This window comes from Buttiauxella selenatireducens, assembly GCF_031432975.1.
In the GTDB taxonomy this organism is placed as follows: domain Bacteria; phylum Pseudomonadota; class Gammaproteobacteria; order Enterobacterales; family Enterobacteriaceae; genus Buttiauxella; species Buttiauxella selenatireducens.
The window spans coordinates 4,427,847-4,440,310 of sequence record NZ_CP133838.1 but is presented as its reverse complement, the minus strand read 5'-3'; the positions used below and the strand labels follow the sequence as shown (position 1 = coordinate 4,440,310).

The following is a 12,464-nucleotide window of genomic DNA, read 5'->3' as shown; positions in this document are numbered from 1 at the left end:
GAGGCAGTTAATTCTTCAGGGAAATATAAGATTACTGTGTGATGTAAATATAATGGGTAACGTTTAACTGCCTTGTGCGTTCAAATATTATACGGGCAATTAATAACCAACCTATTACTCAGGACTAAGTGCGGATTTAGTTTTATTGCAGAGGGAGGTTATTTTTCGAGAATCGTCGCCAGAAATTGCCTAAAACTGGTCTTTTGTTCCATTTCTTTCCGGTAGATCAGATACACATTAAGTTGCTGCAGCGGGAACAACAGCGTGAGTTTTCGCAGCCCGAAAGCGTGTTCGTAGCGGTTAAAAGCCTCATGTGAAATGAACCCGACGCTGTCAGTTTCTGACAAAACAGTGAGGAGCATCAGCAATGAATTCGTTTCAAACGCAGGGGGCGTTATTCTCATTGTCGCCTGTAGGGTCTGCTTTTTCTGGTGGATCATCTCGTCGGCAGTTAAATGGCTGACCATATCAAGACCCTTTAACTGCTCAATACTGACTTCGCTTTGCAGTAGCGGGTTATCTTTGCGACAAACTAGTGTTGGGGTTAATTGATGATGCAAAATACAGCTCAGACTTGCATTGGTGATGGGGGTAGCGGAAAAAACAATATCTGCTTTGCGTAAGTTAAGTAATTCGACCGCATCAGGAATATCCAGATTGGTTTCGATATACTTTATTTTATAATTAATGTTTTCTGATTTTATTTTTAATAATGTGACAGACAAATCATGCACCGCTACTGAAAATGGAGAATATATTACCAGCGTTTCCCGATGGCGATTTTTATGACTCGTGTCTATTGAATCACTCATTATTTCTAGCGTTTGCTTTAACTGTAGATAAAGGTCATCAGCAAATACCGTTGGCGATATCGTATTTCCATGGCGGATAAATAAAGGGTCTTCAAAGTGCAGGCGCAGCTTGCGCAGGGAATGGCTAATGGAAGGCGGGGTAACATCCAGAATCTCAGAGACTTCGGTGATGCTGCGAGTGGAATAGATCAAACAGAAAGTGGTTAGCAAATTAAGATTAAAACTGGAAAGTTTTAGTACTTTATCGGAAACCATATTCGTTTTCATATCCCGCCCCAATAACCACTCAGAGTAAAGAGTAGCTTAGCAGCGTTTCATGACTATGAATTTTACCCATAAAAAAAGGAGCGGGTGTTAACACCGCTCCCTTTTGTTTTCCAGCAAATCGATTACTTGATTGCGTCTTCCAGAATATGGATATGCACATCCAGAACATCGTCTTTTACGGCAGCACTGTGATCTTTCATATGCTGGGTTTGAAGGTGAGCTTCGAGATGAGCAACACTCTCCCATTTTTCCAGCATAAATACGGAAGCGGGTGCTGTCGTCTGGAACGCCACTTGTGCGTTATGGTCGACTAATGGCGCGTAACCGAAGCAGCCTTCTTCCTCCAGCACGGTAGGAATAATTTTTGCGAAGGCATCTAAAACCGCCTGGCGATGATGCGCACCTGGACGGGTACGAATTTCAGCTATCACTGTTAGCATGACTTACTCCTTTCGATAATTACTTAACAGTTAAGCAAAAATCTGGCCGAGATGCTCGCGGTATTCTGCGATAAAACGTGGAACGTCAGGCACTTTCATCACATCGTTAGCGATAAAGGTCGGCAGACCTTCCATTCCAAGGAACTGGTTCGCTTTGTGGAATGGCAGATAAACGCCATCAACACCCACGCCATGGAAGAACTGTTCTTTGTCTTCAAAGGCTTGCAGTGGAGCGTTCCAGGTCAGGGAAAGCATATAGGTTTTGCCCTGAATCAAACCGCCGGAACCATACTTTTTCTCAGCGTCTGAGCGGGTACGGCCATCGCTGGCATACAACGAACCATGACCTTCAGTGAACACATCATCGATGTATTTCTTCATGGTCCACGGTGCGCCCATCCACCAGCCTGGCATTTGGTAAATCACGGTATCGGCCCACAGGTACTTTTCGACTTCTTCTTTTACGTCGTACTCGCTGTCGGTTCGGGTGACCAGAACATCATGCCCGAGGTCGCGCAAAAAGCTTTCCGCGACGTCGGTCAGGGTGTCATTGAGTTGGCCGTTAGAGTGGGCGAATTTTTTCGCACCATTGATAATCAGGATGTTGCTCATAGTTAACTCTCGAATTATTGCGTCTGGCGCGAAGTTTAATGTGAATACCATCACGATTAAATGCTCCGTTTGGCAAAGACTTTTGCTTTAAACGCAATAATTCGAGAGTGTAATGATGTTTACCAACGAATCCTGACCTGGAAACCGCCCTGGTCGCTGTTCAAAAATAGCGCCTGCATCCCATGCAAAGCGGCAATGCGTCGTACGATGGACAACCCCAGTCCGCTGCCGGTTTTTTCCTGTCCTGGCGGGCGGAAGAATCGCTCACCCAGCGACGTTAAAAACTCTGGGCTGACCCCTGGCCCGTTGTCGGTAATCGTTATTTCGCGGCTTTGCAAAACCACATCCACCACGCTGCCACGCGGACTATAACGCACGGCGTTATCCAGCACATTTCTCACCATTAAACTCAGTAACAGCTGCTGCCCCTGGCGTTTCACGCTCGCGTCCTGGATATCAAGACGGATATCGATACCTTCGCGCAGGGCCTGATGCCACGCGTCCATCACTGCATTTTGCAGTAATGATTGAAGTTCGACTTCCTGGACATCATCCAGACCTGCTAAAGAATCCAGGCGTGATAACGTCAATAACTGATCGACCAGACGCGTGGCACGATCGATACCCGCACTGAGATTATTGAGAGCATGATCGCGTACCGGCTCGTCGTTTTGCGCAAGTTGAGCAACTTCGGCCTGCACTTTTAACGCGGCAAGCGGGCTGCGTAGTTCGTGTGCCGCGTCAGAGGTAAAGCGTCGCTCGCGCTGCATTAATTCCCCGGTGCGAGAAAATAGCTGATTGAGTGCGACGACCAATGGGCGAACTTCCTGCGGAAGCGCTTGTGTTGGCAGCTCGCCACCGTCGTCAGGTTTGCGGCTGCGTAATTGGTGCGCCAGCTTGTGAAGCGGGGCGAGGGCGCGACTCACCAACCACACCAGAAGTAGCAAAATAAGCGGTAGCGCGATAAGCCATGGCGTGAGCTGCGACAATACAATATCCAGCGCCAGATCTTCCCGGTACTCCCATTCCTGGCCGACGACGATGCGGTACTTTCCATCCGGCGTGGTGACCCACACCATGCGCCACATATCGTCGTCACCCGCAAGTTTACCGTCGATGAAACCGTCGCGTTGGTAGCGATAAGTGAGGTTGCGGCCATTGTCGCCATCATTGAGTAACAGTCTTCCATCGGCGGTGTAAATGGCGAAAGCCAGCGTATCGTCGTCTTGCTTGCCGCGATGATGGGAAATCATGTTTTTAGTACGCGGAAGTTCCGTTTCCCCCTGCATATTATCCAGCTTTAATGCACTCAGACGCTTGGCAAACAGCACCTGCTGAGTATCAAACAGCTTGTTAAGCGTTTTGCTGGTTTGATGCCAGGCCGCGAAACTTGCGCCAACCCATGCCAACAGTGTCAGCAATACATATCCGGCAATTAATCTGGCGCGTAAACTTTGAGTCAGTGCTTTTATCATTCTTCGCCCAACGTATAACCAATTCCGTGCACTGTGCGAATAAACCCGCTGCCGAGTTTACGGCGCAAATGGTGGATATGGACTTCCAGCGCATTTCTGGATACGTCGTTATCCCAGTTATAGAGTTTTTCTTCGATAAGCGTGCGCGGTAATACACGCCCGGCGTTACGCATAAATAACTCCAGTAGAGCAAACTCTTTGGGTTTTAAGTGCAACGCTTCACCCTCGCGAGTGACGGTTAATTTAATAGGATCAAGCTCGACACCGGCGTGATGAAGTGTCGATTGAATCTGCCCATGATTACGGCGAATTAAAACCTGAAGCCGGGTGGCAACTTCTATTAACGCAAAGGGTTTACACAAATAATCATCTGCACCGAGTTGCAACCCCTCGACACGTTGTTCCAGCGCGTCACGCGCGGTGAGAATCAACACGGGTTCGGTTTGGCCGTTACGACGCCAGGTTTTTAGAATATCCAGCCCGTCGATTCCCGGCAGGCTTAAATCCAGTACTACGGCGTCATAAGGTGCCAGGCCCAGCGCCGCTTGGCCCTGAAGGCCATCGGTAAACCAGTCGACGATAAATCCCATTTTGGTTAACCCGGCTTTTAATCCGTCACCGATGAGCTTATCGTCCTCAATCAGTAATATGCGCATATTGTTGCCTTTCCATTGACCATTACCGGCAAGTAAATAACGTTTACAACCGCCTTGTACAGAGGAAAAATGCCGGGGTTGATGCTGAATGGCATTTTTATAAAATATACGTTGTTACGGCGAAAAATTAAGATCGCGTTAAGATCTCTCGAGTTAAATAGCACTCAGAAAACGTTCATTCATATAGGGAAAATTAACGATGAAAAAAATAGCCGCTATCCTGACTATTCTCGCAATTACCGCAGCCCCAGCACTGGCTGCACAACAAGGTGGATTCTCGGATCCTAATGCTCCAGCCGCACAAACCACTCCAACTCAGACTGCTGGTGGTTTTGTTGGACCAAGTGGTAGCACTACTACGGTAACACAGGCGAAATCGCAGCCAGACGATTCCTGGGTAACCCTGCGCGGTAAGATTGAATCGCGTATCGGTGGAGATCACTACATTTTCCGTGATTCTTCCGGCACGATTAATGTCGATATCGATCATAAACGCTGGAATGGGCAGACCATTACACCGAAAGACACCGTTGAAATTCAAGGTGAAGTCGACAAAGACTGGAACTCCGTTGAAATCGATGTGAAGCAAATTAGCATCGTAAAATAACCCCCTCAATGAGCCGCAATTCGCGGCTCATTTCATATCCCCTCACTTCCTAAAGATACTCACTCCTCTGTGACTACGCAGGCCAGATAAGGTACTATCGGCGGCAATTACGCCATTACCCACAACTCAAATTATTTGGGTTTATGGCCACTCGTCAGTTTGAGGATGATTAATGAATGAGTGATTTAACTCATGATGGTGCAGAACGCCTTGCGCTGCACGAATTCACAGAAAATGCGTATCTCAACTACTCCATGTACGTCATTATGGACCGCGCGCTGCCGTTCATTGGTGATGGGTTAAAGCCCGTACAACGTCGTATCGTCTATGCGATGTCAGAGCTGGGATTAAGCGCCAGCGCTAAATTCAAAAAATCAGCCCGTACCGTCGGTGACGTTCTGGGTAAATACCATCCACACGGCGACAGCGCCTGTTATGAAGCGATGGTGCTGATGGCACAGCCGTTCTCTTACCGTTATCCGTTGGTTGACGGGCAGGGAAACTGGGGGGCACCGGATGACCCGAAATCCTTCGCCGCGATGCGTTATACCGAATCGCGACTGTCAAAATACGCAGAAGTCCTGCTGGGCGAGTTAGGGCAGGGGACGGTCGATTACGTGCCGAACTTTGACGGCACTATGCAGGAGCCGAAAATGCTGCCTGCGCGTCTGCCGAATATTCTGCTCAATGGCACCACCGGTATCGCGGTCGGGATGGCAACAGACATTCCTCCGCACAACTTGCGCGAAGTGGCGCAAGCGGCAATGACCCTGATTGACCACCCGAAAACCACGCTCGATGAAGTGCTGGATATCGTTCAGGGGCCGGATTACCCAACCGAAGCCGAAATCATCACCCCGCGTGCTGAGATTCGTAAAATCTACCAGAATGGCCGTGGCTCTGTGCGTATGCGCGCGGTGTGGAAAAAAGAAGATGGCGATGTGGTGATTACCGCATTGCCTCATCAGGTTTCCGGTGCGCGTGTACTTGAGCAAATCGCCAGCCAAATGCGGGCTAAAAAGCTGCCAATGGTTGAAGATTTGCGCGATGAGTCGAACCACGAAAACCCGACCCGTCTGGTGATTGTTCCACGTTCTAACCGTATCGACGTAGAGCAGGTGATGAACCACCTGTTTGCCACCACCGATCTTGAAAAAAGCTATCGTATTAACCTCAATATGATCGGTCTGGATAATCGTCCATCGGTGAAAAACCTGCTGGAAATCCTGACTGAATGGCTGGTTTATCGCCGTGAAACGGTGCGCCGTCGCCTGAGTTATCGTCTGGAGAAAGTGCTCAAACGCCTGCATATCCTCGAAGGTTTGCTGGTGGCGTTCCTCAACATTGACGAAGTGATTCATATTATTCGTACCGAGGATGAGCCGAAGCCGGTGCTGATGTCGCGCTTCGAATTAAGCGAAACGCAAGCCGAGTCCATCCTCGAGCTGAAATTACGCCACCTCGCAAAACTCGAAGAGATGAAAATTCGCGGCGAGCAGAGCGAACTGGAAAAAGAGCGTGACCAATTGCAGGGTATTCTGGCGTCCGAACGCAAAATGAATACGTTGCTGAAGAAAGAATTGCAGGCTGATTCAGATGCTTATGGCGACGATCGCCGTTCACCGTTGCGTGAGCGTGGCGAAGCGAAAGCCATGAGCGAACATGATATGACCCCGTCTGAACCGGTCACCATTGTGCTCTCTCAAATGGGTTGGGTGCGTAGCGCCAAAGGCCATGATATTGACGCGCAAGGGCTTAACTACAAAGCGGGCGATAATTATCTGGGTTCTGCCAAAGGTAAGAGCAACCAGCCAGTGGCGTTTATCGACTCCACCGGGCGCAGTTACGCGCTTGACCCGATTACGTTGCCATCGGCACGTGGGCAGGGTGAACCGCTGACGGGCAAACTTACGCCGCCGCCGGGAGCCGTTGTTGAGCACGTCTTAATGGCACCAGACGACCAAAAACTGCTGATGGCTTCTGATGCAGGCTATGGTTTCGTTTGTACCTTCAATGATTTAGTTGCACGTAACCGTGCGGGTAAAACGCTTATTTCATTGCCGGAAAACGCGAAAGTGATGCCGCCGATGGAAATCTCAAGCGCTGACGATTTACTGTTGGCGATTACCGCGGCAGGGCGCATGTTGATGTTCCCGGTGGCTGATTTACCGCAACTTTCCAAAGGGAAAGGGAATAAAATTATCTCGATTCCTTCAGCGGAAGCGGCAAAAGGCGAAGACAAACTGGCGCATTTGTTTGTCTTGCCGCCGCAAAGCACCGTGACTCTGCATGTTGGTAAACGCAAAATTAAACTCCGCCCGGAAGAGTTGCAGAAAATCACCGGTGAGCGCGGCCGTCGCGGTACGCTGATGCGTGGCCTACAACGTATTGATCGTGTTGAAGTGGATTCACCACATCGGGCCAGTGCGGGTGACAGCGAAGAGTAATACTCTTCATACTTGAAGTTGCATCGGTGTTGGCGTGTGTTCACGCACCCAAATCGCTTACTTGTGTCAGCGCATTGGGATTTGTTCACTTGCCGCCGTAATGCAACTCCAATTATTTTGGGTATCGATATATATCCGTCATACTTGTCAGCGGTTTTGGTTTTTGAGGTTGTTATGCTATCCATCGTACGTTTTATAATCGTTGTAATTTATTGCCTGTTGGTGTGCATTTTTGGCTGCATTTATTGCTTGTTCAGCCCACGTAACCCACGCCATGTTGCGACGTTTGGTCATCTCTTTGGGCGTCTTGCGCCCGTCTTTGGTTTGAAAGTTGAAACCCGTTTACCGGCGGGCGCCGAAAATCATCCAACGGCGATTTATATCTGTAACCACCAGAATAACTACGACATGGTGACTGCCGCGAATATTGTGCAGCCGCCAACGGTGACCGTCGGGAAAAAGAGCCTGCTGTGGATCCCGTTTTTTGGCCAAATTTATTGGTTAACCGGGAATATGCTTATCGATCGTGATAACCGTTCCAAAGCGCTTAGCACCATTTCCCAGGTTGTGACGCAAATTAAGAAACGTAATGTGTCGGTCTGGATGTTCCCGGAAGGGACTCGTAGCCGTGGCCGTGGCCTGCTGCCATTTAAAACGGGTGCATTCCATGCCGCAATTGCTGCGGGCGTCCCAATTATTCCGGTGTGCGTTTCGAATACCAGTAATAAAATTAAACTCAATCGTTTGAATAACGGTTTAGTCATTGTAGAAATGTTGCCGCCGATTGATATCAGCCATTACGGCAAAGACCAGGTGCGCAAACTTGCCACCGATTGCCGTGAAATTATGATGGCAAAAATCGACGAACTAAATAAAGAAGTCGCGGAGCGCGAAGCCTCCGGTCGAGTTGAAAGCAAGCAAGCGAATTAATCGCTTTTATTTTGGCGGTACGTTTTGTGCAGCCTTATGTTAGTCAGTTTCACATGGAGTTAATATGTCACTCAGTCGGCGTCAGTTTATACAGGCATCCGGAGTCGCACTTTGTGCAGGCTCGGTGCCACTGAGGGCAAATGCCGCAGGAATGCAGCAACCTTTACCCGTTCCTCCGTTACTGGAATCTCGCCGTGGCCAGCCTTTGTTCCTGACGTTACAACGGGCGCACTGGTCATTTACTGGCGGCGCTAAGGCACCTGTCTGGGGCTTCAACGGGCGTTATCTTGGGCCGACCATTCGCGTGTGGAGCGGCGATGATGTGAAGATGATTTACAGTAATCGTCTGCAAGAAAACATCGCTATGACGATTGCCGGGTTGCAGGTACCCGGCCCGCTCATGGGCGGCGCGGCGCGCATGATGTCTCCTAATGTTGACTGGGCGCCCGTTCTGCCGATACGCCAGCAGGCCGCCACGTTGTGGTATCACGCCAATACACCAAACCGTACCGCGAAACAGGTCTACAACGGCCTGGCGGGTATGTGGCTTATCGAAGATGAAGTCAGTAAATCGTTGCCGATCCCAAACCATTATGGTGTCGATGACTTCCCGGTCATCATTCAGGATAAGCGCCTGGATAACTTCGGTGCGCCAGAATATGAAGAACCGGGTAGCGGTGGCTTTGTCGGTGACACGCTGCTGGTGAATGGTGTGCAGGGGCCGTATGTCGAGGTTTCACGCGGCTGGGTGCGTTTGCGTTTGCTTAACGCCTCTAACTCGCGCCGCTATTTGCTGCAAATGAGTGATGGCCGGGCTATGCACGTGATTTCCAGCGACCAGGGTTTCCTTCCGGCACCTGTTTCTGTGAAGCAATTATCCCTGGCGCCAGGTGAGCGTCGCGAGATCCTGGTGGATATGACCGACGGAAAAGAAGTGTCGATAACCTGCGGCGAAGCGGCGGGTATCATGGACAGGATCCGTGGCTTCTTTGAACCTTCGAGCATTCTTGTCTCTACGCTGGTACTCACGCTGCGGGCCACCGGGCTGCTGCCTTTAGTGACGGATACCCTGCCAATGCGCTTGCTGCCGGAGGAGATTGTCAACGGCAACCCGTCGCGCAGCCGTGATATCGCACTTGGCGATGACCCTGGTATTAACGGCCAACTCTGGGATATGAAGCGTATTGATATTCAGACTCAGCAAGGCACCTGGGAGCGTTGGACAGTGCGAGCGGATATGCCGCAATCTTTCCATATCGAAGGTGTGAGCTTCCTGATTAAAAACGTTAATGGCGCGGCACCGTTTGGTGAGGACCGTGGCTGGAAAGATACCGTTTGGGTTGATGGGCAAGTTGAGCTACTCGTGTACTTTGGTCAGCCTTCCTGGGAACATTTCCCGTTCCTCTATTCCAGCCAAACTCTGGAAATGGCGGACCGTGGCTCTATTGGGCAACTGCTGGTTCAACCCGCGCCATAAACCACCCTCACCCTAACCCTCTCCCTGAGGGAGAGGGGATTGTCTGGTGTTCCCCCGTATCTCAGAGGGAGAGGGGATAGTCCGGTGTTCCCCCGTATCCCTGAGGGAGAGGGGATCGTCTGGTGTTTCGCTTTATCTCTGAGGTAGAAGGGATCGTCCGGTGTTCCCCCCTCTCCCTTTGGGAGAGGGCCGGGGTGAGGGCTTGGGTTTTAACATTGCAATAACACTTCATTTTTGACCCAATACCAGCGTATAATCGCCGGCTTTGGTTATTTTTAAATCATTTTTTATACCCATGTGACTTCGGGAAGCCGCCAGACTGCATCCTGAAGGGCGATGGGTATATTCATTTTTTCGGAAGCATTATGAGCTCTATTAGCCTGATCCAGCCCGATCGCGAACTCTTTTCGTGGCCACAATACTGGGCAGCCTGTTTTGGCCCGGCACCGTTTTTACCCATGTCACGCAAGGAAATGGACGAATTAGGCTGGGACAGCTGTGACATCATTCTGGTTACGGGAGATGCTTACGTTGACCATCCAAGTTTTGGTATGGCGATTTGTGGTCGTATGCTGGAAGCTCAAGGTTTCCGCGTGGGGATCATCGCCCAGCCAGACTGGAACAGCAAAGAAGACTTCATGCGTCTGGGTAAACCGAACCTGTTCTTCGGTGTGACCGCAGGCAATATGGATTCAATGATCAACCGTTATACCGCTGACCGTAAACTGCGTCATGACGATGCCTACACGCCTGATAACGTAGCGGGTAAACGCCCCGATCGTGCTTCGCTTGCCTATACTCAACGCTGTAAAGAAGCCTGGCGTGATGTGCCGGTGATCCTTGGCGGTATTGAAGCGAGCTTGCGTCGTACTGCGCACTACGATTACTGGTCTGATACCGTTCGTCGCTCCATTCTGGTTGATGCTAAAGCCGACATGCTGATTTTCGGCAACGGTGAACGTCCGCTGGTGGAAGTGGCTCATCGCCTGGCGATGGGTGAGAAGATCGACGAAATTTGCGATGTGCGTAACACCGCGATGATGCGTAAAGAAGCAATGCCGGGCTGGTCTGGCGTGGATTCTACGCGTCTGGATATGCCTGGCCGTATCGACCCGATTCCACACCCATACGGTGAAGATTTGCCGTGTGCAGAAACCGGCAAGCCAAGTAAGCCTGTAGATGAAGCGAAAGCCATCGTGGTGAAGCCTGCGCCAATGAAGCCGTGGGAAAAAACCTACGTGTTGCTGCCGTCGTATGAAAAAGTTAAAAACGACAAAGTTCTCTACGCGCACGCATCACGTATTCTGCACCACGAAACCAACCCAGGTTGTGCGCGTGCATTAATGCAAAAACATGGCGATCGTTACATCTGGATCAACCCTCCAGCCATCCCGCTTTCCACCGAAGAGATGGACAGCGTGTTTGCTCTGCCTTACAAGCGTGTTCCGCACCCTGCGTATGGCAAGGCGCGTATTCCTGCTTATGAGATGATCCGATTCTCGGTGAATATTATGCGTGGCTGCTTCGGTGGTTGCTCGTTCTGTTCTATCACCGAACACGAAGGGCGCATTATTCAGAGTCGTTCAGAAGACTCGATCATCAGCGAAATTGAAGCGATGCGCGACACCGTTCCAGGCTTTACCGGCGTGGTTTCGGATCTGGGTGGCCCAACAGCCAACATGTATATGCTGCGCTGCAAATCGCCACGTGCAGAACAAACTTGTCGCCGTCTGTCTTGCGTTTACCCGGACATTTGCCCGCACATGGATACTAACCATGAGCCGACGATCAACTTGTACCGCCGCGCCCGTGAGATCAAAGGCGTTAAGAAGATTTTGATCGCCTCTGGTGTACGTTACGACATCGCAGTAGAAGATCCGCGTTATATCAAAGAACTGGCGACCCACCACGTGGGTGGATATCTGAAGATTGCCCCGGAACACACCGAAGAAGGGCCACTTTCTAAGATGATGAAGCCGGGGATGGGCAGCTATCAGCGCTTTAAAGAGCTGTTTGATACCTACTCTAAACAGGCTGGTAAAGAGCAGTATCTGATTCCTTATTTCATCTCCGCACACCCAGGTACGCGTGATGAAGACATGGTGAATTTGGCGCTGTGGCTGAAGAAAAATCGCTTCCGTTTGGATCAGGTGCAGAACTTCTATCCATCACCGCTGGCGAACTCCACCACCATGTATTACACGGGCAAAAACCCGCTCGGTAAGATTAGCTATAAGAGTGAAGATGTTGTGGTGCCGAAAGGTGACCGTCAGCGTCGCCTGCACAAAGCGCTGCTGCGTTATCACGATCCGGCTAACTGGCCGATGATTCGTGAAGCGCTGGAAGAGATGGGTAAAAAGCACCTGATCGGTGGCCGTCGTGAATGTCTGGTGCCTTCGCCAACGCTTGAAGAGATGCGTGAAGCGCGTCGCTACAATCGTGGGGCTCGTCCTGCACTGACGAAACACACGCCGATTGCGCATCAGCGTAAACCCGCTCCTGCGGGCGCGAAAAGCGCGGCAAAACCGGCAGTGGTGGCGAATGCCGCGCAGAAAAAGGCCGGCAAGCCCGCGACGAAAAAACGCCCGGTTTGATGAGTGTTGTAAGGTTGTGATGCCCTCACCCTAACCCTCTCCCACAGGAGAGGGGACGGATCGAGCGGGCTTTTCCCCTATCTCACTGGAGAGGGGACAGATCGAGCAGGCATTTCCCCTATCTCAATGGAGAGGGGACAGATCGAG

10 protein-coding genes are annotated in these 12,464 nt (G+C 50.6%); 5 read left to right on the top strand and 5 right to left on the bottom strand.

The window, feature by feature from the left end; genetic code table 11:
- Window positions 1-158: 158 nt before the first annotated feature.
- The 5 genes from RHD99_RS20370 to qseB all read right to left on the bottom strand — a co-directional run bounded on the left by RHD99_RS20370 (window position 159) and on the right by qseB (window position 4,262).
- The gene (locus RHD99_RS20370; RefSeq protein ID WP_309876226.1) at window positions 159-1,079 is read right to left on the bottom strand and encodes a LysR substrate-binding domain-containing protein; all 921 of its coding nucleotides are present in this window, start codon (window positions 1,077-1,079) and stop codon (window positions 159-161) included.
- 122 nt (window positions 1,080-1,201) lie between these two features.
- The gene (locus RHD99_RS20365; protein WP_270140714.1) at window positions 1,202-1,519 is read right to left on the bottom strand and encodes a putative quinol monooxygenase; all 318 of its coding nucleotides are present in this window, start codon (window positions 1,517-1,519) and stop codon (window positions 1,202-1,204) included.
- 30 nt (window positions 1,520-1,549) lie between these two features.
- Entirely contained in the window at window positions 1,550-2,131 is a 582-nt protein-coding gene (locus tag RHD99_RS20360) for an NAD(P)H-dependent oxidoreductase (RefSeq protein WP_064540084.1), read from the bottom strand.
- Window positions 2,132-2,250: 119 nt separating this feature from the next.
- Window positions 2,251-3,606: a quorum sensing histidine kinase QseC gene (gene qseC, locus RHD99_RS20355; protein WP_309876222.1), complete on the bottom strand. Its 1,356-nt coding sequence runs from the start codon at window positions 3,604-3,606 to the stop codon at window positions 2,251-2,253.
- Window positions 3,603-4,262, bottom strand: a complete 660-nt coding sequence (gene qseB / locus RHD99_RS20350; protein ID WP_309876220.1) for a quorum sensing response regulator transcription factor QseB — start codon at window positions 4,260-4,262, stop codon at window positions 3,603-3,605. The genes qseC and qseB overlap by 4 nt, the downstream gene beginning before the upstream one ends.
- A gap of 199 nt (window positions 4,263-4,461) precedes the next feature.
- On the opposite strand from qseB, the gene RHD99_RS20345 reads away from it, so the two are divergent.
- From RHD99_RS20345 to RHD99_RS20325, 5 genes are all read left to right on the top strand, one after another.
- Window positions 4,462-4,869, top strand: coding sequence for a YgiW/YdeI family stress tolerance OB fold protein (locus RHD99_RS20345; protein WP_309876218.1), 408 nt, complete (start codon window positions 4,462-4,464; stop codon window positions 4,867-4,869).
- 176 nt (window positions 4,870-5,045) lie between these two features.
- Window positions 5,046-7,316: a DNA topoisomerase IV subunit A gene (gene parC / locus RHD99_RS20340; protein WP_309876216.1), complete on the top strand. Its 2,271-nt coding sequence runs from the start codon at window positions 5,046-5,048 to the stop codon at window positions 7,314-7,316.
- Between the two features lie 174 nt (window positions 7,317-7,490).
- Window positions 7,491-8,246 (top strand): 1-acylglycerol-3-phosphate O-acyltransferase, encoded by a 756-nt coding sequence (locus tag RHD99_RS20335; protein ID WP_183272727.1) that lies wholly within the window; start codon window positions 7,491-7,493, stop codon window positions 8,244-8,246.
- A 64-nt stretch (window positions 8,247-8,310) separates the two neighbouring features.
- Window positions 8,311-9,723: a cell division protein FtsP gene (gene ftsP, locus RHD99_RS20330; RefSeq protein WP_183272728.1), complete on the top strand. Its 1,413-nt coding sequence runs from the start codon at window positions 8,311-8,313 to the stop codon at window positions 9,721-9,723.
- A gap of 365 nt (window positions 9,724-10,088) precedes the next feature.
- On the top strand, window positions 10,089-12,317 hold the full coding sequence (locus tag RHD99_RS20325) for a YgiQ family radical SAM protein (protein WP_309876212.1): 2,229 nt from the start codon (window positions 10,089-10,091) through the stop codon (window positions 12,315-12,317).
- Window positions 12,318-12,464 lie beyond the last annotated feature (147 nt).